The following is a 23,403-nucleotide window of genomic DNA, read 5'->3' on the forward strand; positions in this document are numbered from 1 at the left end:
TCATGACCGACGGAGAGATTTCCATGTCATCTTCCACCGCATCCAGAACGCTTTACTCACAGGGGCCCAACGCCGACGGCTTCTATGGCGATTTCGGCGGCCGCTTTGTCGCCGAAACCCTGATGCCCCTGATTCTCGAGCTGGAAGAGGCCTGGGAGTGGTCGCGTACCGACGAGGCCTTTCGCCAGGAGCTTGAAGGCTATCAGCGCGACTACATCGGCCGCGCCACGCCGCTGTATTACGCCGAGCGCCTGACCGAGCATCTGGGCGGGGCGAAGATCTACTTCAAGCGCGAGGATCTCAATCACACCGGCGCGCACAAGATCAACAACTGCATCGGCCAGATCCTTTTGGCCCGCAAGATGGGCAAAAAGCGCATCATCGCCGAAACCGGCGCGGGCATGCACGGCGTGGCCACCGCCACGGTGGCGGCGCGCTTTGGCATGGAGTGCGTGATCTACATGGGGGCTACCGACATCGAGCGTCAGCAGCCCAACGTCTTTCGCATGAAGCTTCTGGGCGCCGAGGTGATTCCGGTCGAGTCCGGCACCGGCACCCTCAAGGACGCCATGAACGAGGCGCTGCGCGACTGGGTCACCAACGTCGACTCTACCTTCTACCTGATCGGCACGGTCGCCGGCCCGCACCCCTATCCGGCCATGGTGCGCGACTTCCAGTCGGTGATTGGCCGTGAAACCCGCGAGCAGATTCTGGACAAGGAAGGGCGCCTGCCGGACACGCTGATGGCCTGCATCGGCGGTGGTTCCAACGCCATGGGGCTGTTTCACCCGATGCTCGATGACGAAAGCGTTCACATGATCGGCGTGGAAGCGGCCGGCCACGGCATCGAGACCGGCGAACACGCCGCCAGTCTCAACGGCGGCGAGCCGGGCGTGCTGCACGGCAATCGTACCTTTTTGCTGCAAAGCGTCGACGGTCAGATCACCGATGCGCATTCGGTCTCGGCGGGTCTGGACTATCCGGGCATTGGCCCCGAACACGCCTGGCTGCACACCCAGAAACGCGTCGAATACGTCTCGATTACCGATTACGAGGCGATTCAGGCGTTCAAGCTGTGCTGTGAGCTGGAGGGCATCATCCCGGCGCTGGAATCGGCGCACTCGCTGGCGCATCTGAGAAAGATTGCCCCTGACCTGCCGAGTGATCACCTGATCGTGCTCAACATGAGCGGACGCGGCGACAAGGACATGGCAAGCGTTGCCAACTGGCTCGAGGCGCACGGCGACACCGAGAAACTGCCGGACACCACGGTGGAAGCCGCCGAGCCCGGCCGAATCGATGACATGCAGCCGCCGCATGACGTGGCAAAGAAAACCGGGGAGACCGAATAATGGCCACACGTATTACCCGCCGCCTCGAGGCGCTCAAGGCACAGGACCGTGCGGCGCTGGTCACCTTTACCATGGCCGGTGACCCCAACTATCAGGCCTCGCTCGACACCCTCAAGGGGCTGCCCGAGGCCGGTGCCGACATCATCGAGCTGGGCATGCCGTTTACCGACCCGATGGCCGATGGCCCGGCCATCCAGAAGGCTGCCCTGCGCGCGCTGAAAGGCGAGCACACCCAGCACAAAACGCTGGAGATGGTGCGCGAGTTTCGCCGCGAGGATCAGGACACGCCGATCGTGCTGATGGGCTACTACAACCCCATCTATCGCTACGGCGTCGAGGCCTTCTTGAAGGATGCCGGTGAGGCGGGCATCGACGGGCTGATCGTGGTGGATCTGCCGCCGGAGCATGACAGTGAACTGTGCCTGCCGGCAGCGCGCGCCGGCATCGACTTCATTCGTCTGGCCACACCCACTACCGATGACAAGCGCCTGCCGCGAGTGCTGGAAAACACCTCGGGCTTTATCTACTACGTCTCGGTGGCCGGCGTCACGGGCGCTGCCGCGCCCACCCCGGAAAGCGTCGAGCGCTCGATCACGCGCATTCGCGCCCATACCGAACTGCCGATTGCGGTGGGCTTTGGCATTCGAAGTGCCGAGCAGGCCGCCGCCATCGGACGTTTTGCCGATGCTGTGGTAGTGGGCTCGGCGCTGATCCAGTGCATCGAGCACGCCGACAGCGTGGACGCCGGTACCCGGGACGTGCACGCCCTGGTGCGCGAACTCTCCGAGGGCGTCAGGCGCGCGCGAAAGGTAACGGCCTGACAAAACAACACCGGCTGCCCTGGGGCAGCCGGTGATATCAACGCTGTGATCCTTTCAACAAGGATTACTTGGAGACAGCGTCCTTGAGACCCTTGCCAGCCTTGAACGCCACGTTCTTGCTGGCAGGAATCTGGATTTCCTTGCCGGTCTGCGGGTTCTTGCCGGTACGCGCGGCACGCTCGCGTACGGTGAAGGTGCCAAACCCGATCAGGGTGACATCTTCGCCCTTGGCCACACTGCGGGTAATCTCGTCGAGTACGACGTTGAGTACCTGGCCTGCCTTGTCCTTTGAAAGATCCGCCTGCTCGGCAATGGCCGCGGCGAGTTCTGGTTTGCGCATAACGCCTCCTGGTTGGGCAATAACATGGCGATTTTTTGGTGCCGCCCATTGTTATATCGAATTCGCACACTGCAAGGGGGTGCGCGAAGGGTCGCTCACTGCCCTGCACCAGCGCCATGAGGCCGACCTTGCAGGGCGAACACTGTTCGACGGGCCTAGACTAGCAACGCCGCCCTGCTTCACGCCAGCCAAAACTGCACAAAATGGCACTTTGTGGCCTTTATCACCCCTAATGGATGATATTTTTACCCTCCGGGTACAAAAAGATACCCTTTGGCCCTCTTTGCGGATATTTCGTTCATGCCCGATTTTCACCGGTGTCCCCCCTTATTGCCGCGCTGGCAGCCGGTCACACTGGCCGGTGTGTACCTGGATGACCCGCTCAGGACCCTGATCGGCTCGCGGGATTCGCTTACCGCCCGTCTGTCACGGCTGGTGGCGGCGCCCGTGACGGTGTCCGTGCACCATCAGGGGGCCGGACGCGCGCGTCGCGATGAGCTGGCCGCGCTGGGTCTGCCGGCCGGGCAGCGGGTATGGCGACGCGAAGTCACCCTTGAGGCCAATGGGGAAGTGCTGGTGGCGGCGCGCTCGGTCATGGCGCTTGAGGCCTGCCCGCCCTGGATGGCTCGACTGGGCACCCGGGCGCTGGGCCATCAGCTCTTTGCCAGAAGCGCGCGTGCACCGCAGAAGGCCATCGTCAGGCGCTCAAGGCTCGAGATGCGCCACGCCGCCCCCGGTTTTCTCTCGTTGCCGGCGATGTGGGGACGGCGGTCGCTGTTCACCCTGGCCGCCGGCCGACCGCCGCTGCTGGTGCAGGAGTATTTCGTGCACGAGCGCTTTCGTCGTCGATAGGGGGCACGGATGGACCCTTCGACACGCCCCCATTTCGGGTAGACTCGTGTTTTCACGCTGACAACCCTGGTTTTACGCTGACTGGAGCCCCGACGATGCCGTCGCCCCTCGCTCGCCTCCCCGACTTTTTGCGCCTGACCCGGCTCGATCGTCCCATCGGCACCTGGCTTTTGATGTGGCCCACGCTTGCCGCGCTGTGGCTGGCCGGCGACGGCCTGCCTTCGCGCCACAATCTGATCATCTTCATCCTCGGGGTCTATGTCATGCGCGCGGCGGGGTGTGTGATCAACGACTACGCCGACCGCCACTTCGATGCCCACGTCAAACGCACCCATGACCGACCGCTGGCCACCGGTCGCATCAGCGAGCGCGAGGCGCTGAGCCTGTTTGGTGCCCTGCTGGTGATCGCCTTCGTGCTGGTGTGTTTCACCAACGTCTTTACCATCCTGCTGTCGTTCGGCGCTGCCTTGCTGGCGGCCAGCTACCCCTTCATGAAGCGCTACACCCATCTGCCCCAAGTGGTGCTGGGCGCGGCGTTTGGCTGGAGCATCCCGATGGCCTTTGGCGCCGAGCAGGGCCACGTGCCGGCCGTGGCCTGGTGGCTCTTTTTTGCCAATATCGTCTGGACGCTGGTTTATGACACCTGGTATGCGATGGTCGATCGTGACGACGATCTGAAAATCGGTATCAAGTCGACCGCCGTACTGTTCGGCCGCATGGATCTGATCATTCAGGGCGCACTGCAGGTATTGATGCTGCTGCTGCTGGCGGTCGTCGGTCAGCTGGCCGGCCTGGACGGCTTTTACTGGGCCGCCCTTGTCGCCATCGCTGTGGTGTTCGCCCATCAGCAGCGGCTGTGTCGCACCCGCACTCGCGAGGGCTGCTTTCAGGCCTTTTTGAACAACCACTGGGTGGGCATTTTGCTCTTTGCCGGTATCGCCCTGGCGACCTGGCAGGCCTAATACCCGGCGTCAGGACGTGTCATACCCGGCCGCGCTGTCATAAAGTTGTCATATGAAGACGTTTGAATGACGATCACATGACGGAGCCGATGACGAAACACCCGGTGTCCATCGTCACGGCAGTCGCCATCGTTATCCGGCAGGGGAAGCCATTCATGTCCAGAACCGTTTTAATCGTCGACGACGAAGCGCCGATCCGCGAAATGATTGCCATGGCGCTCGAGATGGCGGACTTTCGTATTCTCGAGGCCGAGGATGCGAAAACCGCCCATGAGCTGGTCGTCGATGAGCGCCCCGACCTGATTTTACTGGACTGGATGCTGCCGGGCGTCAGCGGGATCGATCTTGCCCGCCGGCTCAAGCGCGAACCCACCACCCGCGACATTCCCATCGTGCTTTTGACCGCGCGCAGCGAAGAAGACAACAAGGTTCAGGGGCTGGAAAGCGGTGCCGATGACTACATCACCAAACCCTTTTCGCCCCGCGAGCTGATCGCCCGGCTCAAGGCCGTGCTGCGCCGCACGACCCCTGCCGGCGTTGAGGAGACGGTCGAAGTGGGTGGTCTGCTGCTCGACCCGGTCAGCCATCGCGTCAGCGTTGATGGCCGGGCGCTGGAGATCGGCCCGACCGAATATCGCCTTTTGCAGTTTTTCATGACCCACCAGGAGCGGGCCTATACTCGTACCCAGCTGCTTGATCAGGTCTGGGGGGGCAACGTCTATGTCGAGGAGCGCACGGTCGATGTGCACATTCGTCGGCTGCGCAAGGTGCTGGGCGACGCCCATCAGCACCTGGTGCAGACCGTACGGGGTACCGGCTATCGTTTCTCGTCGCGGTAGTTTGTATGCATTACTGGCTCAATGAACTCTGGCGTCTGGCCTATCTGGTCGTGTGCTTTGGCATTCTCGGCACGCTGCTGGGCTATCCGGGCTGGGGGATCGCACTGGGGCTGGGCATTCATCTCGCCTTTACCCTGCGACACCTGAAACGACTCTACCGCTGGCTGGAAGCGCCGGTGGATCAGCGCCCGCCCGGTGGTGAAGGGGTATGGGGTGATCTGTTCGACCGGCTCTATCGCTATCAAAAGGGCCAGCAGCATCTGCAAAATCGCTTGCGTTCGGTATTAAAGCGCGTCCAGGAGTCGGCCGAGTCGATGAGCGAAGGGGTGGTCATGCTCGATTCGCGCGGCTGTCTGGACTGGTGGAACAGCGCCGCCGAGCGCCTGGTCGGGCTGGACAACCGCCACGACCGCGGCCATCACCTGACCAACTACCTGCGCGATCCCACCTTTATCCGCTACTTTCGCCAGATGGACTACAGCGAGCCGATCACGATCGGCGCGCCTACCAACGAGGCGCGCACGCTGTCGTGTCAGATCACCCGCTTTGGTGATGACGAGCGCCTTTTGATCATCCGCGACGTGACCCGCCTGCAGCGCCTGGAACAGACCCGACGCGATTTCGTGGCCAACGTCTCCCACGAACTGCGCACGCCGCTGACGGTGCTGACCGGCTACGTCGAGACATGGCAGGACCATCAGGACGCCCTGCCGGCATCGTTCGGTCGCGGGCTGAGCCGCATGCAGGAGCAGACCGTGCGCATGCAGCATCTGGTCGAGGATCTGTTGACCCTGTCGCGACTGGAAACCAGCGAGCGTCACCACAACGAGCGCTCGATCGATATGGCCGCGCTGTGCGAGCAGATTGCCGAGGATGGCCAGGAGCTCTCTGCCGGCAGCCATGAGATCAGCTGTCGAATCGAGGAGACACGGCGTCTGTTCGGCGATGTCGAAGAGCTTCGAAGCGCGCTGTCCAATCTGATCTACAACGCCGTGCGCTACACACCGCCGGGCTGTCACATCACCGTTTGTTACCGCGCCTGGGACAAGGACGGCGCCGCCGTGGAAGTCATCGACGACGGGGACGGCATCTCTCCGGAACACCTGCCGCGGCTGACCGAGCGCTTTTATCGGGTCGACAAGAGTCGTTCGGTGGCCAGCGGCGGCACGGGACTGGGGCTGGCGATCGTCAAGCACGTGCTGCTGCGCCATGACGCCCGGCTCGATATCGAAAGCCAGCCCGGCGAAGGCGCCTGCTTTCGCTGCATCTTTCCCACCTCTCGCATGGAAACACAAACGGCGCCCGCCGATACGTCAGCGGCTACCAACCCGTCCTACTGACGCACGGTGCGCACGTCGGCCAGGCCGTGATAGCGCTCGATCAGCGCCAGCAAAATGGCCTGGCTTTCCACATCGACATTGCCGCGCGTATCGGCCGGCCGGAAGTGCATCTGAAAGGCCCCCAACGCCTTGCGGGTCGGCTCGTCATGGGTGCCGGTCACGGCCACCGGATAGCCCCAGACCCCGAGGCCGCGCTGCAGCTGCGCCATGGACAGCGGCGAGGCGCTCAGCTCGCGCTGATAGCGCGTCACGACATGGCGCTCCGGCCATGCGCCCACGCCGGCCTCATGAAGGCGCTGCCAGGGAAAGAACGGGCCCGGGTCCACCTTGCGCCCCGGCGCAATGTCGCTGTGGCCCAGCACGTTTTCCGGGGCGATATTATAGCGGTTGACGATATCGCGGGTCAGCGCGGTGACCAGCTCGATCTGGGCGCGGGAATAAGGGTCCCAGACCAGCCCGTCGGGCGAGTTGTAGTGGCCGCGATTGACGATTTCGATGCCGATGGAGGTGTCGTTGAGATTGACGCGATCGGCCCAGGCACTCACGCCGGCATGCCAGGCCCGCTGGTCTTCATTCACCAGCTGCATCACCACCGGCTGATTCTGGAACTCACCGGGGACGGCGGTGACGAGATAGTGGGCGCTGACGCTGCCCCCGGTCAGGGCCCTGAAAGCGGCCGTATCGTCACCGCCGGTGTAGTGCAGCACCAGAAAGCGAATGCGCTGGTTGTGGCCTCCGGAGGCCACCGAGCGATCCACCCGATAGCCGCTGCGCCGCTCAAGGGCCGCACCCTGCGCCGGGCTGTAGCGTCTGGGCGGTGCGGCATCATCAATGACCGGCACGTTGCTGAAGATGCGATCGATGGCGTCGGTATCAACCATGGGCGTCGGGGCCGTTGCCGGCGTACCGGCACAGCCGGCCAGCATCAGGGCCACGGCCAGCCCGATCAGGGGAAATTTTGACATGTTGTGTTCCATCACGACGGTAATCAGGACACCCGGGACGCCATGCGACAAGCGCTACGAGGCAGGCACAAAGGCCTGCCTCACACCATGGGTTACGCAAGGTTACAACAATGAGACGCCATCATGGCAGTGTTATTCACCTCTGCCGGCGTGATTGAAGGGTGCGCCGTGATTATCGCGGCGGTGGCAGGGCCATATAGTGACGGCGCCACATCATGACGCCGGCGGCCACCGCCGCCGGCATGACCAGCAGATTGACGATCGGAATCCAGATCAGAGCCGAGATCACGCCGCCAAAGGTCAGCGTGGGCCACCAGCGCGCGCTCAAACGCTTTTTCATGTCACCAAAGCTCACCCCGTTGTTGTCCATCGGATAGTCCAGATACTGGATCGACATGCTCCAGATGGAAAACAGCGCCCAGCACAGCGGCGCCACCACGTGCAGCACGGGAACGAACCCGATCAACAGCAGCAGCAGCACCCGGGGTGCCATCCAGCCCAGCTTTTGAAATTCACGCTTCAGGCTGTCGATGCCCTGTTGCCACAGAGAGCGATTATCAATGCTCTCCTGCTGACCGGACAGGCGCCTTTCGACGTTGTCGGCCAGAAAACCATAAAAGGGCGAGGCGATCAGATTGGCCACCACGGTAAAGGTAAAGGCCAGCACGATGATCAGACACAGCACCACCAGCGGCCAGATCAGCCATTCAAGCCACTCGAGCCAGCCCGGCACGCTGGCCATCCAGTAGCTGACCCAGCCGGAAAAGCGCTGAATTACCAGGGTAAACAGCGCCGCGTAGATGGCCAGATTGGCCAGCAAAGGAATCACGACGTAGCGGCGCAGGCCCGGCGAGAGCACCATGGAAAACCCGCGCCCCAGCGCGGAGACGGCATACACCATTGAAGGATTGTCCAGTCATCAAAAGGGGTTGGGCAGGCAGACTATCATACCCGGTCGCCATCGCAGAGATGGCAACCGGGCAGGGGAGGCGGGCGGCTTAGGCCCCGGTGGGGCTGTCGTTGGCGGGCTGGCCGCTGCTGGCGTGGCGAATGTCGTCGCCCTCGACCAGATAGATCACGGATTCGGCCAGGTTGTCGGCATGATCGCCGATGCGCTCCAGCGAGCGCAGAATCCACATGACGTTGAGCACCGAGCTGATCGAACGCGGGTCTTCCATCATGAAGGTGACCAGCGAGCGCATGGCGGTCTGATAGTCCTGATCAACGATCTCGTCCTCGCCCAGTACCTCGCGGGCCATGGGCACATCCATGCGGGCAAAGGCGGTCAACGCATTGCGCACCATGTCGCGCACGCGGGTGCTGATGTGGCGAATTTCGGTAAAGCCGCGGCTGGTCAGCCCTTCCTCGATCAGGCTCAGGGCGTGACGGGCGATCTTGTTGGCTTCATCGCCCATGCGCTCCAGATCGGAGGTCGCACGCGTCACGGCCAGCACCAGACGCAGATCCGACGCGGCAGGCTGGCGCCGAGCAAGAATGTGGGCGCATTCGTCATCGATTTCGAGCTGGAAGTTGTTCACTTCCCGGTCGTTGTCGCGCACCCGCTCGGCCGCCTCGAAGTCGCCTTCCAGAAGGGCGGCGATGACCTCATTGATCTGGCGCTCTACCAGCCCCCCCATGGCCAGCAGCTGAGTCTTGAGCGACTCGAGCTCCTGATTGAACTGACGCGAAATGTGCTGGCTGTGGGGGTCGTTGGTAATGTCCATGGTGACTCCGTTCACGGATCAAGGGCGCTGCCTGGCAGCGTCATGCTGGCACAAGCATCGCCCAGGGTAATGACACTTTAATGACACAAACGCGCGCACGCGCCTCGACCATTGGCGTACACGGCGGTGGTCAGCCCAGCGGCACCAGTTTGGCAAAGCCCAGCACCAGCCACTTGTCACCGTCGTCCTCGAAGCTGACCTGTACCCGCGCGCGCTGGCCCTGTCCCTCGGCGTTGATCACCACGCCCTCACCGAACACCGGATGGCTGACCCGCTGACCCAGCGACAGGCTCGGCAGCGCCTCACCGCCGTCAACCTGCTCCTGACGGGGGGAGGATTCCCTTGAGGTAACCGGCCGCGAGATCTGCCCGCGCAGCCGAACTTCCTCGACCAGGTTCTCCGGCAGCTCGCGCAGAAAGCGCGACGGGCGCTGGAAGGTCTCCTTGCCGTGCAGCCGCCGCGATTCGGCATGAGTGAGATAAAGCTTTTCCATCGCGCGCGTCACGCCGACATAGCAGAGCCTTCGCTCCTCCTCGAGACGCCCGGGCTCTTCCAGCGACATCTTGTGCGGAAAGAGCCCCTCTTCCATGCCCGCCACGAACACCACCGGAAACTCCAGCCCCTTGGCCGAGTGCAGGGTCATCATCTGGACGGCGTCCTCGAACTCGTCGGCCTCGTGGTCACCGGAGTTGAGCGCCGCCTCGGCCAGAAAGGTGCCCAGCGAGTCATCGTCGCCGTCGTTGACCGGACTGAAGGGATCGCCCTGGGTGTACGCCTTCGCCGCGCTGACCAGCTCCTCCAGGTTTTCGACCCGCGCCTGACCCTTTTCGCCCTTTTCGGCACGGTGGTGCTCGATCAGCCCGGTCTGAATGATCACGTGATCGATCATCTCGTGCAGTGTCAGCCCGGCGGTGTCGTTGTCGAGCCGGTCGATCAGGTTGCTGAAGGTGGTCACGCTCGAAGCGGCCCGGCCCTTCAAAAGCCCCTTTGACGGCGCATCGTTCAAGGCCTGCCACAGTGACACGCCTTCATCGCGGGCATAGGCGCGCAGCAGCTCAACGCTGCGGGTGCCGATGCCGCGCGCCGGCACGTTGATCACCCGCTCGAGCGAGGCATCGTCATCCCGCGAGACCAGCAGGCGCAGATAGGCCAGTGCGTTCTTGATCTCCAGGCGCTCGTAAAAGCGCTGACCGCCGTAGATACGATAGGGCACGCCCTGGCGGATCAGCGCCTCTTCCAGCACCCGGGACTGGGCGTTGGAGCGGTAGAGAATGGCGATGTCCTTGCGGGGACGATCCTTCTCGCGCACCTGAGTGGCGATGGTATCGACGATGAAGCGCGCCTCGTCCAGGTCATTGAAGCCGCCGTAAAGGGAGATGCGCTCGCCTTCGGCGACATCGGTCCAGAGCTCCTTGCCCATGCGCCCGGCGTTGTGGCGAATCAGCGCGTTGGCCGCCTCCAGAATGGCACTGGTCGAGCGGTAGTTGCGCTCAAGGCGCACCAGACGCGTGTCGTGGAACTCCTCGCGAAAGCGCGCCAGGTTTTCGACCTTCGCCCCGCGCCAGCCGTAGATGGACTGGTCGTCATCTCCCACGGCGGTCAGACAGGCGCGGTCGCCGGCCAGCAGCTTGAGCCAAGCGTACTGCAGTGTGTTGGTGTCCTGAAACTCGTCGACCAGCAGATGCTGAAAGCGCTCGCGATAGTGCTTCAAAAGGTGGGCGTTATCGCGCAAAAGCTCCAGCGCGCGCAGCAAAAGCTCGCCGAAATCGACCAGACCGCCGCGTTCGCAGGCCAGATGATAAAGCTCGTAGAGATCGATCATCTGCTGCATATAAGCATCGCCGTGGGCGTCGATATCGCCCGGACGCATGCCCTCTTCCTTGCAGCCGCTGATGAAGTACTGCACCTGTTTGGGCGGGTAGCGCTCGTCATCGATGCCGTGGTCGCGCAGCAAGCGCTTGACCAGTCGCAGCTGATCATCGCTGTCGATGATCTGAAAATGCTCGGGCAGCCCGGCATCCTGCCAGTGAGTGCGCAACAGTCGATGGGCGATGGAGTGGAAGGTGCCCACCCACATGCCGCGCGGCGAGACCTTCAACAGCGTCTCGAGCCTTGAGCGCATCTCGCGGGCGGCCTTGTTGGTGAAGGTCACGGCCAGAATCGACCAGGGCGACAGGCCGTCGACCTCCATCAGCCAGGCAATGCGATGGACCAGCACCCGGGTCTTGCCGGAGCCGGCACCGGCCAGCACCAGCATATTGCCCTGCGGGGCACCGACCGCGTCGCGCTGATCGGAATTGAGCGAATCGAGTAGCGCAGAGGCGTCCATGAGATCAGATACCCTGGAAATCGGCCGGAAACGGCCTGAGAGAAGAGTTCATAAAGAGGTCTCTACCCTAGCATATCCGCCAGCGGCGGTCCCTCCTGCAAGGCCGCCCGGCGCCTATTTGTCGTCGGATTTACCACGTGTGCGAGCGCTTTCCTGACGGGCCCGGTCAAAGGGGTCAGGGCGGGCCGTGCGCAGCGGGTCGAGGCTGCGCTTGACCGCTACCAGATGCTCGGCCAGCTGCGGGCCGCGGGTCTTGGCCACGCCCACGGCGAGAATGTCGATCACCACCAGGTGCGCGATGCGCGAACTCATGGGGCGATAGACTTCGCTGTCCTCGAACACGTCGATGTAAAGTCCGATGGTGCATTTCTCGGCCAGCGGCGAGTCCGCCGGGCACAATCCAATGACCATGGCGCCGTGGGACAGGGCAATGTCGACGCTGGAGAGCAGCGAGCTGGAGCGCCCGGTCTGGGAGATGGCCACCACCACATCATGCTCGCCCAGCGTCACCGCCGACATGTGCTGCATGTGCGGGTCGGAGTAGGCCGCCGTTGAAATACGCAGGCGAAAGAACTTGTGCTGGGCATCGATGGCCACCGCCCCGGAGGCGCCGTAGCCGTAGAACTCGACCCGGCTGGCGTCCGACAGGGCATTGATGGCGCGGGTCATGCTGGTGGCATCGATCCGGTCGCGCACGCCCAGCAGCGTGCCCACGGTGGAATCAAAGATCCCGCGGGAGAACTCCGCCACGCTGTCGGTTTCGTTCATCGAGAACTCGGAGAACTGCTCGCCGGTCGCCAGTGTCTGCGCCAGCTTGAGCTTGAAATCCTGATAGCCCGTGCAGTCGATGGCGCGGCAGAACCGGATCACCGTGGGCTCGCTGACCCCCACCCGGGCAGCCAGCGCGGCCAGCGGCAAATGAATGACTTCATCGGCATTGCGCAGTACAAAACGGGCCACCTTCTGTTCGGAGCGGCGAAAGGCCGGCAGCCGGGCGCGAAGGTCATCAAAAAGCGTGACGCTCAAGGTGCATCCTCTGTGCTGGTTGACGCACGCCCTTTGTTGCGCTACGTCATTAAATTGTCAACAGCACTATCATACGCTGAGTGCGAGCACTGATCGACGCTGGCTATCACGTTGATGATCACGTCGACACAGTGTCATGTCCCGGATCCATTTCAATGTCGAAGGGTGCATCGTTCATGCAAAAACACACTGCTGATCAATCCCGACTCAATGCCGTTCGCAACGAAATTCTCGATATCGCCATGCATCTCGATGCCAAAGAGACCGAGAAACGCCGCCAGCGCGCCGCCGAGCGTGCATTAAGGGCCCGCCGCGGCATCGAGGATCATTTTGAGTCCCGACGCCTTGCCACCCAGTTCAGTGAGGACGATGAACGCCTGCGCCACTTCGGCTAGCGCCGCACGGTGAGCGTGGATACAACAGCGCCCGGCCATGCCGGGCGCTGTCGCAAGCGGTAGAAAAAATCTAGGGCGTGGTCGAGCGCGGCCCGGCCGGGCTCAGCACCAGCTCCACGCGGCGGTTCTGGGCCCGCCCCGTTTCGGTGTCGTTGCCGGCCAGCGGCCGGGTCGGTCCGTAACCGATCGCCCGCAGTTGGTCGGCCGACACACCGCCCCGGCTCAGATAGCGCAGCACGGCCGTGGCCCGCCCGGCAGACAGCTCCCAGTTCGACGGGAACTGCGCCGTGGCAATGGTCCGGCTATCGGTGTGACCCTCGACCGAAATCTCGCCGTCGAAATCCCTGAGCGCCGGCAGCAGGCGATCGAGCAGCCCATTTCCCCGGGTTCCGATATCCACATCGGCGCTGGGGAAAAGCAGCCGGTCCTCGATGCGCAGGATGGTGCGCTCGCGCTCGCGGGTAACCTGAACCCCGTCAATGCCTGTCAGCCGGTGATCCATGGCCATGACGTCATCCGGGGAGGTCTCTTCTGTCGACGTTTCTTCTGAAGTTGATGGCCTGCCTGACAGCGGAATCATCACCGCAAGCGCCGCCTGCACATCCACGCGCGCCGGCATTTTGTCTTCAATGACCGGCGTGGCCGGCAGCATCTGCCAGGGCGTTTGAAGCGTCGGAGACGCCGCAAGCCACGGCAGTACCCCGGTGGTATGTGTCGGCACAGCCTGAACCGGCGAGAGTCGATCCGTGGCGCCCAGCGCCAGCGGCGACACCATGACCGCGGCATCCTTTGAGATCGCCGGCGCCGGGAGATCATCCTGCGGGACCACGCCACGCATGGCCAGAAGCAGCACGAACAGCACCAGCAGCAGGGTCAAAAGATCGAGATAGCTGAGCATCCAGCCATCGCTTTCCTCACTGCGATCGGCGGTCAGCACCAGCTCGCGGGCCGCCTGACGGGCCTGACCGGAAGATCCCGACGATCGGTGTTCCATCACGGCGCGCCGCTCCCCGGGCTCTCGGTGTTACGCGGCAGCGGCCGTTCACCCAGCTCGTCATGGGCCTCGCCGATAAAGGAGTTGAGCGTGGCCTCGATAAAGGAGGGCAGGCGGCGGCGCGAGATCATCGACACGCCTTCAAGCACCATGTTCATCGCGATCAGACGCTCCTCGGTGCGCCGCTCCAGCTTGACCGCAATCGGTTTGAACAGCAGGTTCCCCAGCAGGATGCCGTAGAAGGTCGATAAAAGCGCCACGCCCATGCGCGGGCCGATCACGGCCAGATCGCCGTTCTGGATCACCTCCAGCATGTTGATCAGCCCGACCAGGGTCCCCAGCATGCCAAAGGCCGGCGCGTAGGTGGCCATGGTGCGAAAGATCTGCGCCTCGGCCAGCTCCCGGGCGCGCAGACGCGTGATACGCCAGCGCAAAAGATCCAGAATCTCCTCTTCGCGCACGTTGTCGATGACCAGGCTGATACCGGTGCGCAGAAACGGATTGCGGGTGGTTTCCAGCGCCCGTTCCACGGCGCGGGCATCGCCGTGCATCCATTCGCGTGCCAGTGCCACCAGCTCGTCGATGTCTTCACGGATGAAATCGGGTTCGCGGCGAAAGACGCTGCCCACCAGTGCCATCACGCGGCGGATCTCGCGCATGGGGTAGCTGATCATGGTGGCGGCCAGCGTGCCGGTCAGCACGATCAAAAGGCCGGGGAGATTAAAAAAGCTCAGGGGCGACTGCGCGGTAAACAGCACCACGACCGTCAGCAGCAAAATGCTGACCACGATGCCGATCAGCGTCGAAGGGTTACCGGGCACGCCGGTCGGGCGACCCGAAGGCGCACTGGAGGAACTGTCGGTGCTGCCGGATTGACTGCTGGTCATGAGAAACCATCCCTGTGCATGCAGCGCTTGTGACGTCGACGGCCGACAGACCCTCTTCAGCCAGCGCCACTGCTGCCGATATTGACCGGCCAATTCTGACAGAGTGCTTTTATATCAAACGCCATGAATAGCGCCGTTTTTGACGCGCATTCATTCGCTTGAACAGGAGTTGTGCACCTTTCCCACAGAGTTATCCACATTTTCCATTGACAGTGGATATCCTGGTGATCAATTCACCCCCGAGCGACGGACCAAAAAAAGCGGGCCTCGAAGAGGCCCGCCCGTGATCGTCCATCGCCTGAATTAATTCATCAGTCCCCAGACGAATACGATGGCCACACCGATCGGTGCGATAAAGCGTGCCGAGATGCGCCACCACGTAAAGGCCGCACCGCTCATGTTGAGCTGGGCGCGCACTTCATCACGACCCATGAACCAGCCCACGAACACGATGGTGGCAAGGCCTGTCAGGGGCAGCATGATCTTGCTGGTGACGTAGTCGAGCAGGTCGAACACGGTCATGCCAAAGGGCGTAAACGCCGACCAGTCGTTGAACGACAGCACCGTGGCGATACCCAGCACCCAGGTCGCCGCACCTGCGACCAGCGCCGACTGCAGACGGCTCAGCGGGGTTTTCTCCTCGAGCCACTCAACGATCGGCTCCAGCAGCGAAATGGCCGAGGTCCAGGCCGCGAACACCAGCAGCACGAAAAACAGCGTGCCGAACAATACACCACCGGACATGTTGCCAAAAGCCAGCGGCAGGGTCTGGAAAATAAGCCCGGGGCCGGCCGCCGGGTCGAGCCCGTCGGCAAAGACAATCGGGAAAATCGCCATGCCGGCGGCCAGCGCGATGATGGTGTCGAGAATCACCACCGTCATGGCCGTGCGACCGATATTGACGTCATCGCTGAGATAGGAGCCATAGGCCATCATGATGCCCATGCCCAGACTCAGGGTGAAAAAGGCATGTCCCATCGCCGCCAGGATCACATCGCCGGTCAGGCGCGTGAAATCCGGGCGGAAAAGATAATCAAAGCCTTCGCCGAAGCTGCCGGTCGTGGCGGCGTAGCCCACCAGTACCGCCAGCAGGATCACCAGTGCCGGCATGAGAATCTTGGACGCCCGCTCGAGCCCGCCGGCCACACCGCCGGCCACGATGGCGATGGTCAGCACCATGAACAGGCTGTGCCAGGCCAGCAGCGTGCCCGGGCTGGCCAGCAGATCGGAAAACAGCGTGCCGACGCTGTCCCCGTCAAGCCCGGTAAAGGTGGACGTTGCTCCGTAGCGGATATAGGCCAGCGCCCAGCCGCCGATAACGCTGTAAAACGACAGAATTAGCCAGGCGGCCAGAATGCCGCCCACGCCGATCAGTACCCAGGCTTTCGAACGCTTGAGACGCCCGGTGATGCGATTCATGGTCGAGATGGGGTTTTTCTGACCCAGACGCCCGAGCAGCCATTCGCTCATCAAAATCGGCAGACCGATCAGCAAAATGCAGACCAGATAGACGAGAACGAAGGCACCGCCGCCGCTCTCTCCGGTCATGTAGGGGAATTTCCAGATATTGCCCAGCCCGACGGAAGAGCCGACCGCGGCGAGCATAAAGGCAATGCGCGAGGACCACTGCGCATGTGAATGGGGCTTGTTGGTCATGAGGCTACCCTGTGTGTCCCTTTGAGTCGGTCAACCGCACCGGTTCAGGACTTCGAACCGCCGTGTTACCGACGCCCGTGCTTCGTTGTTGATGTTTTTCCGATGACATCGCGTCCAGACAACGCCCATCTGAAGCGGTTGATGGCGCCCATTGTACAGACGAAGGCCCCGACATCACGCTCTGTCACATTAAAAGAGTGATTCCTGGCGCTCCCCGGCAAAGCCCGCCAGCGTCGAAAGCTCAATGCGCTCGGCCAGGCGCTGGTGAAAGGCGCGCGCCAAAAGCGGTGCCGCGCGATTGTCCGGGGTATGCACAAACAATACCGGACTTTTCCCCTGTTCCATCCACAGGGCCAGCTGCTCGATCCAGGGCGTGAAGCGGGCGTGATTGATCTCATCATCGAAATGGCCGATAAAGCGCACCACCGGCTGCGAGGCCGTACTCAGCACATGCAGCGGCCGGCGCGGTTTCTCGCGCTGCGCCTGTGCAAGGCTCGCATCGTCCCCGGCAGGGGTGGCAAAGAGCGCTCGCGTGTCCAGCATGACCCGATCGACCCCGTGAGTTATCAACAGCCGGTTGAGCGACTGCTCGGCGGTCCCCTTGTGGAAAAACTCACTGTGGCGCACCTCCACCGCGCACGGCAGCGTCTTTGGCCAGCGCTTGAGCACGGCTTCCAGCATGGGCAGCTCGTCCGCGCCAAAATCCCGCGGCAGCTGGATCATGGTCGGGCCGAGCCGGTCGTGCAGCGGGGCCAGACGCTCGATGAACTGATCCATTTCCGCCTCGATTCCCACCAAACGTTTGTCATGGGTCAGCGCCGCGGGCAGCTTGAAGCAGAAGCGAAAGTGGCCGGGCGCCTGACGCGCCCAGGTGGCCACCACATCCTCGCGCGGGGACCCGCTGTAGAAGGTGGTATTGCCCTCCACACAGGAAAAGACACCGGCGTAGTCCGGCAGCGACTCGCTCGGCTGGGCGTAGTGGCCATACAGCGTGCCGCGCCAGTCGGCGTTGGCCCACATGGCAAGGCCCAGATGCAGGGTGCCCGCCATCGTCAGCGAACCCGTTCGGCGTCAAAGCGCCTTTTGGGCGCCACAATCTCGTTCTGGGCCTGAATCATCGCAAGCTCGCGGGTGCCGGCCTGCCAGGTGTGGGTAAAGAGCGCGTGAACGGCCTCGGCGGTGCTCTCCAGCGCCCGCGCCGGCCCTTCTGCGCTGATCCCGTCCCGATCACGCAGACAGCAGGCCAGAAACACGGCGGCGGTAAAGTCACCGGCCCCGTTGGGCGCGACCGGAAAATCAAAGCGCGGCGTGGCGATTCGCCAGCTGCCCGCTGCGGTGTCCACCAGCATCTCGATGGTGTCTGTCGTGCTGTCATCGATATCCAGTGAGGTGACCAGTACCACGCTCGGGCCTTTTTCACGCAGTCTTGCCGCGGCCGCCAGCACGTCATCCAGCGACTCGATGACCTGATCGCTTAAAAAGGCCAGCTCGAACTGATTGGGCGTGACGATATCGGCCGCCGGCACGGCGCAATCGCGCATCCAGGCCGGAATGTCGTCGCGCACAAAAAAACCGCGGCCGATGTCGCCCATCACCGGATCACAGCAGTACAGCGCGTTTGGGCTGGCCTGGCGCACGCGGTTGACGCTTTCCAGCACGGCCCGGCCAATGCCCTGATCGCCCATATAGCCCGACAGTACGGCCTGCACGTTCGAAAGCCCGGTGAGCGCCGCCACGCCATCAAGCACGTCCTTGAGATGCGCCGGTGTGAAGACCTCACCGGTAAAGGCGCCATAGCCGGTATGATTGGAAAACTGCACCGTGTTGATGGCGGTGACCTCGCAGCCCAAACGCTGCAGCGGCAGTACGGCGGCGCGGTTGCCGACATAGCCATGGGCCACATGGCTCTGAATGGAGATGATATGGGTCATGAGAAACGCTCGATAATACGCATGGAATACCCACGAACGCGCGGGCCTGACTATGCTCTAAAAGATAACATCCTGTTGAGGTAGACCGCTCATGTCGCGTGCCCTGCGCATCATCAGTCGGACACTGGCGGGCCTTGTGGCCCTGCTGGTGCTGCTCGCCCTTGTCGTGACCCTGATGAGCTGGAACTGGCTCAGACCCACGATCAATGACCGCGTTTCCGACGCCCTGGGTCGTCCCTTTGCCATACAGGGCGATCTGGGGCTGTCGTGGCAGTGGGAGAGCTGGCGCCTGATGCCACGCATCAGCGCCGAGGACATCGTGCTGGAAGACCCCGACGCGCTGAACCAGGCGCGCGATGTCGACGCCGGCACCGACGACGCCCGCACGGCCCGTATCGGCGCCATCGCCGTCAGCCTGCACCCGCTCGCCCTGCTTCAAAAGCGTATCTCGCTGCACGATCTGGTGCTGCGCGATACCAGTGCCACGCTGCGTCGCCTTGATGAGACCCGCAACAACTGGCAGATCGCAGATGACGACAGCGACGACGGCGAGGCCGATCAGGATGGCGACAGCGGCTGGACGTTTGCCATCGACCAGCTCGATATTGATCGGGTGCAGGTGGCCCTCAATGATCAGGTGCTGGACGTGGACGCCACCGCCACGCTGGCAACGCTGGGTGAACCGGTACGCTGGGAAGAAGTCGCCGGCAGCGACCAGCCGGCAGACAGTGGTGAGAAGGACAGCGGCGAGGAGGTCACCGCGAGCGGGCAGGGCGCGCCCGGCAGTGAACGCGATTTTCGTTTCGCCTGGCAGGTCGAAGGCACCTATCGCGGCAGCGCCCTGAACGGTGAAGGCCGACTGGGCGGGCCGGCCGCACTGCGCGAGGGCGGTCGCTTCCCGCTGGAGGTGCATCTGTCCTCCGGCAACTCCCGCCTGGATGTGATCGGCACGCTCAACGACCCGATGGCGCTGGCCGGCATGGAGCTCGATGTGGGCATTGCCGGCGACAACCTGGGCGATCTCTACGCGCTGACCGGGGTCGTGCTGCCACAGACGCCGCCCTATGCTACGCGCGGCCATCTCTCGGCCGATCTGAACAGTCCCGACGGGGGCACCTTTGAGTATCGCGATTTTGACGGCACGATCGGCGACAGCGATATCCATGGCAGCCTGCGCTACGTCAACGCCGACCCGCGCCCGACGCTGACCGGCGAGCTGACCTCGAAACAGCTTCGCTTTGCCGATCTTGCCCCGCTGGTCGGCGCCGACAACGAAGACACCGGTGATTCGGTCAATCCCGATCAGCCCGCAAACAAGGTGCTGCCGGTCTCTGAATTCAACACCGAGCGCTGGGACACCATGGACGCCGACGTGCGCTTTCGCGCACAAAACATCGTGCATGGCGAATCGCTGCCTCTGAACAATCTCAACACCCATCTGGTGATGGACAACGGCGAGATATTGATGGACCCGCTGAGCTTCGGCGTGGCCGGGGGGCAGCTCAATACCACGCTGCGCCTGAGCGGGCAGGAAACACCGCTGCGTGCACGCATCGACATGCATGCCCGAGGGCTTCACTTGAGCGAGATTCTGCCCGACAACAGCGATCTGACCCAGGGGCTGGGCGAAATCAACGGCGATGCCACCCTGATGGGCGCCGGCAACTCGGTGGCGGCCCTGCTGGGATCGAGCGACGGCGAACTGCAGCTTTTGATCGAACAGGGGCGCATCAGCCGCAACCTGATGGAGCTGGCCGGGCTTAACGTGGGCAACTACCTGATCGGTGAGCTGTTCGGCGATGAGGAGGTGGCCATTCACTGCGCCGCCGCTGATCTGCAGATCGATGACGGACTGGTCCAGCCGCGTATTTTCACCATCGATACCGACAACGCCATCATCAACGTCGAAGGGGCGGTGAATCTGGCCAGTGAGCAGATGGATCTCACCATCAAACCGGAGAGCAAGGGCTTTCGTATCTTTACGCTGCGCACGCCGCTTTCGGTCGGCGGTACCTTCAAGGACCCGTCACCCGGTGTGGAAGCCGCGCCTCTGATTGCCCGCGGCGCGGCGGCCGTGGCGCTGGGCACGCTGGCAGCCCCGGCGGCGGCACTGGGCGCGCTGATTTCTACCAGCGCCGGTGAAGAGAGCCAGTGCGGGGCGCTGATTCAGCGGATGAAAAGCAACTGACCGGCGCTGATCCCACAGGTCGCGGTTGATCCAGAGTTGATCAAAAAAACGCCGGCGCATGCGCCGGCGTTTTGTATAAGGGGTCAACCTGTCCCGTGATGCAGAAACACCACAAAAAAACGGGGCGCCCCTGAAGGGGCGCCCCGTGGTTCAAGGCTTCAAAAGCGGCGCTTAATCCTTGTCTTCCGGCAGCGCATAGACGGCGATCTGGTCGCCCACCTGATCCTTGAGGATGGTGTTGCCGCCGCTGACAAAGGCCACGTACTGTCGGCCGTCGTACTCATAGACCGACGGGTTGGCCACCACCGGCGCCTGGGTCTGATCCTCCCAGAGCTTTTCGCCGGTTTCCAGCGAGTAGGCGCGCACCTTGGCGTCCATCGAAGCACCGATGAAGATCACGCCGCCGGCGGTCACGGCCGGGCCACCGATGGTGGGCGAGCCCCAGCGTTCCGGCATGAAGAAACCGAACTGCTGCGAGGCGCCGACCGGCTTGCGCCACTTGATGTCACCGGTGTGCATGTCGATCGCCACGATTTCGCCAAACGGCGGCTCCCAGCAGGGCATGCCCAGCCAGTTGTCCGCAACTTCCAGACGCATGCCGTACGGCGAGCCTTCCTGCGGCGAGAAGCCGCTTTCGTTGCCGGAGCCGCTGTCGGCCTTTTCGTAGTCCTCGCGGCTATAGAGCTTGACGGTCTGCACGATGTGCGAGGTGTTGACGATCGCGGTCTGGCTTTCGGGATCAAAGGCCACGCCGCCCCACTGAACGCCACCGGCGCTGTCAGGGTAGGCAAGTGTGCCTTCACCGCGGGTGGTGGGCGGGGTGTACATGCCTTCATAGGTCAGCTCGTCCCACAACCGCGTGCACTGACCGAAGCCAACGGCATCCGCCAGCCCCCAGATTTCAGGCTTTTTCGACTGATCCAGCAGCGGGGCGGGTTTGGTCGGGAAGGGCTGGGTCGGTGCATAGACCTCGCCTTCAACGCTGCCATCGCCCTGGGGCACCGGACGCTCCTCGATCGGCCAGACGTCCTCACCGGTCAGGCGATTGACCACGAACAAAAAGCCCATCTTGGTGGCCTGCACCAGCGCGGGAATCTCTTCGCCGTCGACGGTGATGTCCATCAGCGTGGGGGCGGCGTTGATGTCGTAGTCCCACAGATCGTGATGCACCCACTGGCGCGACCAGACCACTTCGCCGGTGTCGACATCGAGTGCGGTGGTGGAAGTTCCCAGCGGAATGTCTTCCTTGCGGTTGCCGCCCCAGTAGTTGGGCGACGGCGAGGAGACCGGCAGATAGATCAGGCCGTTTTGCTCATCCGCCGACATGTGGGTCCAGACGTTGGCGGTACCGGTTTTTTCACGAATGTCTTCGGGGATTGCCTCAAAGGTCCACTCGCGCTCGCCGGTGCGGGCATTGACCGAGAAGACGGTGCCGGCCGGCGCTTCCTGATAGGCCCAGTCCTTGCCGGCCCAGCCGAAGATGACGTGATCGCCCACGATGGTCGGCGGCTGCAAAAGCGACAGCGGGAACTTCGGATTGATGATGTTCCACTGATCGGCATTGAGCACGCCGTTGTCGGCAAAGTTCTGACAGGGCTTGCCGGTGTCGGCATCGATGGCGAAAAGCTGCGCATCCATGGTGCCCATGTAGACGATCTTCTGACACGACTCGCCCTCGACGGGGTCGTCGGCTTCCCAGTAGGCCACGCCGCGATTTTTGAGCACCGGCTGGGTCAGCGCCTCTCTGGAGGACTGGGTATCAAAGCGCCACTTTTCCTCACCTGTCGCCGGGTTATAGGCGATCAGCTTGTAAAAGGGCGTACCGATGTAGAGCGTGTCGTTGGCAACGACCGGGGTGGCTGACCAGACCGTGGCCGGCGTGTCACCGGTACCATCGGAAATGTCGCCGGTGTGAACTTCCCAGACCTTTTCGAGCTGGCCGACGTTATCGACGTTGATCTGATCCAGCGGGCTGTATTTCTGGGCGTTGAGCTGACCGTGGAAGCTGTCCCAGGTCGGCGTGTCCGGCACCAGCGGTATGTTGGCGCGATCGCCGTTGTCCGACGTTGATGCCGGCGCCGCGGCCTGTTCGACCTGGTCAGGCTGTTCGGGCTGCTGCTCGGCCAGCAGCACCGTGGGGAAGACCGTCAGTGAAACGGCGGTCAGCGTACTCAGGCATCTGATGCCCGTGCGAAGGCGCGTCATGTCGGGGGTCCTCATGAATGTTTACGGTGAGCGGGCGAGGGGCGAAGGATATCGATCATCCATCCCACCAGTGCAACGGCCATGGCAACGGCCAGCCACCACAGATGAAGCAGCAGCGCGACAAAGGCGGTGCCGACAATGAAGGCAACGATGACCACCCGGAAAAGATTGTGCAGGGCACGGCCCCGACACAGAGCGAGCCCGAGCGCCAGGGCAACAAGAATGGCGCAGGTCGCAATGACGATCAGCGCGCCAAGCGTCCCGGTCACGCCGGTCAGCGGTGTGAGATAGGCGTAGAGTGCAATGGCGATACCCACCGCTGAGGCGATAAGCACGACCATGGCGCCTGGACTTGAGGATCGCATGGAAGACATGACGGGTTCCCTTCCCTTGGGCAGATTTATTATGTACCGACCCCCGGCATGGAACGTCCGGATACTGCCATCAAGGCAGTGGCGTTCACGGGTGGGGATGGACAGAGGCTGAACGATGTCTCTTAAGAGATACGTCAGTTAGGCGTCAATGATAGCGCTTGTGTCAAAAAAATATACAAATCCAAACTGTCTTGATGCATAAATCTGACCCGACACCCGCCAT

At 62.9% G+C, this 23,403-nt stretch carries 21 protein-coding genes; 8 read left to right on the forward strand and 13 right to left on the reverse strand.

All coding sequences use genetic code 11. The features are described from left to right. Nucleotides 1-23: 23 nt before the first annotated feature. Both trpB and trpA read left to right on the forward strand, forming a co-directional pair. Nucleotides 24-1,352 (forward strand): tryptophan synthase subunit beta, encoded by a 1,329-nt coding sequence (trpB, locus tag ACS92L_RS13315; RefSeq protein WP_438765458.1) that lies wholly within the window; start codon nucleotides 24-26, stop codon nucleotides 1,350-1,352. After that, nucleotides 1,352-2,173 carry a tryptophan synthase subunit alpha gene (trpA, locus tag ACS92L_RS13320; protein WP_438765460.1) on the forward strand — a complete coding sequence of 274 codons (822 nt, stop codon included), beginning with the start codon at nucleotides 1,352-1,354 and terminating at the stop codon, nucleotides 2,171-2,173. The genes trpB and trpA overlap by 1 nt, the downstream gene beginning before the upstream one ends. Before the next feature lie 64 nt (nucleotides 2,174-2,237). Here the strand turns inward: trpA and ACS92L_RS13325 are convergent, their stop codons facing one another. Next, complete coding sequence (locus ACS92L_RS13325; RefSeq protein WP_115854154.1) at nucleotides 2,238-2,513, reverse strand: HU family DNA-binding protein; 276 nt, start codon at nucleotides 2,511-2,513, stop codon at nucleotides 2,238-2,240. A gap of 330 nt (nucleotides 2,514-2,843) precedes the next feature. Here ACS92L_RS13325 and ACS92L_RS13330 point away from each other — a divergent pair, with 330 nt between their 5' ends. The 4 genes from ACS92L_RS13330 to phoR all read left to right on the forward strand — a co-directional run bounded on the left by ACS92L_RS13330 (nucleotide 2,844) and on the right by phoR (nucleotide 6,506). Then, nucleotides 2,844-3,365: a chorismate--pyruvate lyase family protein gene (locus ACS92L_RS13330; protein ID WP_438765462.1), complete on the forward strand. Its 522-nt coding sequence runs from the start codon at nucleotides 2,844-2,846 to the stop codon at nucleotides 3,363-3,365. A 95-nt stretch (nucleotides 3,366-3,460) separates the two neighbouring features. Next, complete coding sequence (ubiA, locus tag ACS92L_RS13335) at nucleotides 3,461-4,327, forward strand: 4-hydroxybenzoate octaprenyltransferase (RefSeq protein WP_438765464.1); 867 nt, start codon at nucleotides 3,461-3,463, stop codon at nucleotides 4,325-4,327. A gap of 155 nt (nucleotides 4,328-4,482) precedes the next feature. After that, a complete protein-coding gene (phoB, locus tag ACS92L_RS13340; RefSeq protein ID WP_438765466.1) occupies nucleotides 4,483-5,166 on the forward strand; it encodes a phosphate regulon transcriptional regulator PhoB in 684 nt (227 codons plus the stop codon). 5 nt (nucleotides 5,167-5,171) lie between these two features. Then, nucleotides 5,172-6,506, forward strand: a complete 1,335-nt coding sequence (gene phoR / locus ACS92L_RS13345; protein WP_438765468.1) for a phosphate regulon sensor histidine kinase PhoR — start codon at nucleotides 5,172-5,174, stop codon at nucleotides 6,504-6,506. Here phoR and ACS92L_RS13350 read toward each other — a convergent pair. The 5 genes from ACS92L_RS13350 to ACS92L_RS13370 all read right to left on the reverse strand — a co-directional run bounded on the left by ACS92L_RS13350 (nucleotide 6,500) and on the right by ACS92L_RS13370 (nucleotide 12,550). Then, on the reverse strand, nucleotides 6,500-7,471 hold the full coding sequence (locus ACS92L_RS13350) for an N-acetylmuramoyl-L-alanine amidase (RefSeq protein WP_438765470.1): 972 nt from the start codon (nucleotides 7,469-7,471) through the stop codon (nucleotides 6,500-6,502). The two genes, phoR and ACS92L_RS13350, sit on opposite strands and share 7 nt — an antisense overlap. Nucleotides 7,472-7,643: 172 nt before the next feature. Next, on the reverse strand, nucleotides 7,644-8,372 hold the full coding sequence (gene cysZ / locus ACS92L_RS13355; RefSeq protein ID WP_438765472.1) for a sulfate transporter CysZ: 729 nt from the start codon (nucleotides 8,370-8,372) through the stop codon (nucleotides 7,644-7,646). A gap of 97 nt (nucleotides 8,373-8,469) precedes the next feature. Further along, nucleotides 8,470-9,195, reverse strand: a complete 726-nt coding sequence (phoU, locus tag ACS92L_RS13360) for a phosphate signaling complex protein PhoU (RefSeq protein ID WP_438765474.1) — start codon at nucleotides 9,193-9,195, stop codon at nucleotides 8,470-8,472. 130 nt (nucleotides 9,196-9,325) lie between these two features. Further along, on the reverse strand, nucleotides 9,326-11,524 hold the full coding sequence (gene uvrD / locus ACS92L_RS13365) for a DNA helicase II (RefSeq protein WP_438765476.1): 2,199 nt from the start codon (nucleotides 11,522-11,524) through the stop codon (nucleotides 9,326-9,328). Nucleotides 11,525-11,638: 114 nt separating this feature from the next. Then, the gene (locus tag ACS92L_RS13370) at nucleotides 11,639-12,550 is read right to left on the reverse strand and encodes an SIS domain-containing protein (protein WP_438765478.1); all 912 of its coding nucleotides are present in this window, start codon (nucleotides 12,548-12,550) and stop codon (nucleotides 11,639-11,641) included. Between the two features lie 176 nt (nucleotides 12,551-12,726). Between ACS92L_RS13370 and ACS92L_RS13375 the strand changes: the two genes are divergently transcribed. Then, complete coding sequence (locus ACS92L_RS13375; RefSeq protein WP_438765480.1) at nucleotides 12,727-12,945, forward strand: PA3496 family putative envelope integrity protein; 219 nt, start codon at nucleotides 12,727-12,729, stop codon at nucleotides 12,943-12,945. Nucleotides 12,946-13,015: 70 nt separating this feature from the next. Here the strand turns inward: ACS92L_RS13375 and ACS92L_RS13380 are convergent, their stop codons facing one another. The 5 genes from ACS92L_RS13380 to pdxY form a co-directional block, all read right to left on the reverse strand. Next, nucleotides 13,016-13,939, reverse strand: coding sequence for an OmpA/MotB family protein (locus ACS92L_RS13380; RefSeq protein WP_438768485.1), 924 nt, complete (start codon nucleotides 13,937-13,939; stop codon nucleotides 13,016-13,018). Further along, nucleotides 13,939-14,826 (reverse strand): motility protein A, encoded by an 888-nt coding sequence (locus tag ACS92L_RS13385; RefSeq protein WP_438765482.1) that lies wholly within the window; start codon nucleotides 14,824-14,826, stop codon nucleotides 13,939-13,941. Before ACS92L_RS13385 ends, ACS92L_RS13380 begins: the two co-directional genes overlap by 1 nt. 303 nt (nucleotides 14,827-15,129) lie before the next feature. Continuing rightward, nucleotides 15,130-16,482 carry a sodium-dependent transporter gene (locus tag ACS92L_RS13390; RefSeq protein ID WP_438765484.1) on the reverse strand — a complete coding sequence of 451 codons (1,353 nt, stop codon included), beginning with the start codon at nucleotides 16,480-16,482 and terminating at the stop codon, nucleotides 15,130-15,132. Nucleotides 16,483-16,671: 189 nt separating this feature from the next. Next, nucleotides 16,672-17,532, reverse strand: coding sequence for a DUF72 domain-containing protein (locus ACS92L_RS13395; protein WP_438765486.1), 861 nt, complete (start codon nucleotides 17,530-17,532; stop codon nucleotides 16,672-16,674). A 2-nt stretch (nucleotides 17,533-17,534) separates the two neighbouring features. Further along, nucleotides 17,535-18,413, reverse strand: coding sequence for a pyridoxal kinase PdxY (gene pdxY / locus ACS92L_RS13400; RefSeq protein ID WP_438765488.1), 879 nt, complete (start codon nucleotides 18,411-18,413; stop codon nucleotides 17,535-17,537). Nucleotides 18,414-18,504: 91 nt separating this feature from the next. Here pdxY and ACS92L_RS13405 point away from each other — a divergent pair, with 91 nt between their 5' ends. After that, complete coding sequence (locus ACS92L_RS13405) at nucleotides 18,505-20,601, forward strand: AsmA family protein (RefSeq protein ID WP_438765490.1); 2,097 nt, start codon at nucleotides 18,505-18,507, stop codon at nucleotides 20,599-20,601. Nucleotides 20,602-20,772: 171 nt separating this feature from the next. On the opposite strand, the gene ACS92L_RS13410 is transcribed toward ACS92L_RS13405, so the two are convergent. Further along, nucleotides 20,773-22,806, reverse strand: coding sequence for a pyrroloquinoline quinone-dependent dehydrogenase (locus ACS92L_RS13410; RefSeq protein ID WP_438765492.1), 2,034 nt, complete (start codon nucleotides 22,804-22,806; stop codon nucleotides 20,773-20,775). A gap of 11 nt (nucleotides 22,807-22,817) precedes the next feature. Continuing rightward, a complete protein-coding gene (locus ACS92L_RS13415; protein WP_438765494.1) occupies nucleotides 22,818-23,180 on the reverse strand; it encodes a hypothetical protein in 363 nt (120 codons plus the stop codon). Nucleotides 23,181-23,403 lie beyond the last annotated feature (223 nt).

The organism is Kushneria halocnemicola, from assembly GCF_965650455.1.
In the GTDB taxonomy this organism is placed as follows: Bacteria; Pseudomonadota; Gammaproteobacteria; order Pseudomonadales; family Halomonadaceae; genus Kushneria.

Excerpts from the sequence above, each read along its gene's own strand:
- trpB (WP_438765458.1), top strand. The coding sequence starts at position 24 with ATGTCATCTTCCACCGCATCCAGAACGCTTTACTCACAGGGGCCCAAC.
- trpA (WP_438765460.1), top strand. The coding sequence starts at position 1,352 with ATGGCCACACGTATTACCCGCCGCCTCGAGGCGCTCAAGGCACAGGAC.
- ACS92L_RS13325 (WP_115854154.1), bottom strand. The coding sequence starts at position 2,513 with ATGCGCAAACCAGAACTCGCCGCGGCCATTGCCGAGCAGGCGGATCTT.
- ubiA (WP_438765464.1), top strand. The coding sequence starts at position 3,461 with ATGCCGTCGCCCCTCGCTCGCCTCCCCGACTTTTTGCGCCTGACCCGG.
- phoB (WP_438765466.1), top strand. The coding sequence starts at position 4,483 with ATGTCCAGAACCGTTTTAATCGTCGACGACGAAGCGCCGATCCGCGAA.
- phoR (WP_438765468.1), top strand. The coding sequence starts at position 5,172 with ATGCATTACTGGCTCAATGAACTCTGGCGTCTGGCCTATCTGGTCGTG.
- ACS92L_RS13350 (WP_438765470.1), bottom strand. The coding sequence starts at position 7,471 with ATGTCAAAATTTCCCCTGATCGGGCTGGCCGTGGCCCTGATGCTGGCC.
- cysZ (WP_438765472.1), bottom strand. The coding sequence starts at position 8,372 with ATGGTGTATGCCGTCTCCGCGCTGGGGCGCGGGTTTTCCATGGTGCTC.
- phoU (WP_438765474.1), bottom strand. The coding sequence starts at position 9,195 with ATGGACATTACCAACGACCCCCACAGCCAGCACATTTCGCGTCAGTTC.
- uvrD (WP_438765476.1), bottom strand. The coding sequence starts at position 11,524 with ATGGACGCCTCTGCGCTACTCGATTCGCTCAATTCCGATCAGCGCGAC.
- ACS92L_RS13375 (WP_438765480.1), top strand. The coding sequence starts at position 12,727 with ATGCAAAAACACACTGCTGATCAATCCCGACTCAATGCCGTTCGCAAC.
- ACS92L_RS13380 (WP_438768485.1), bottom strand. The coding sequence starts at position 13,939 with ATGGAACACCGATCGTCGGGATCTTCCGGTCAGGCCCGTCAGGCGGCC.
- ACS92L_RS13385 (WP_438765482.1), bottom strand. The coding sequence starts at position 14,826 with ATGACCAGCAGTCAATCCGGCAGCACCGACAGTTCCTCCAGTGCGCCT.
- ACS92L_RS13390 (WP_438765484.1), bottom strand. The coding sequence starts at position 16,482 with ATGACCAACAAGCCCCATTCACATGCGCAGTGGTCCTCGCGCATTGCC.
- ACS92L_RS13395 (WP_438765486.1), bottom strand. The coding sequence starts at position 17,532 with ATGGCGGGCACCCTGCATCTGGGCCTTGCCATGTGGGCCAACGCCGAC.
- pdxY (WP_438765488.1), bottom strand. The coding sequence starts at position 18,413 with ATGACCCATATCATCTCCATTCAGAGCCATGTGGCCCATGGCTATGTC.
- ACS92L_RS13405 (WP_438765490.1), top strand. The coding sequence starts at position 18,505 with ATGTCGCGTGCCCTGCGCATCATCAGTCGGACACTGGCGGGCCTTGTG.
- ACS92L_RS13410 (WP_438765492.1), bottom strand. The coding sequence starts at position 22,806 with ATGACGCGCCTTCGCACGGGCATCAGATGCCTGAGTACGCTGACCGCC.
- ACS92L_RS13415 (WP_438765494.1), bottom strand. The coding sequence starts at position 23,180 with ATGTCTTCCATGCGATCCTCAAGTCCAGGCGCCATGGTCGTGCTTATC.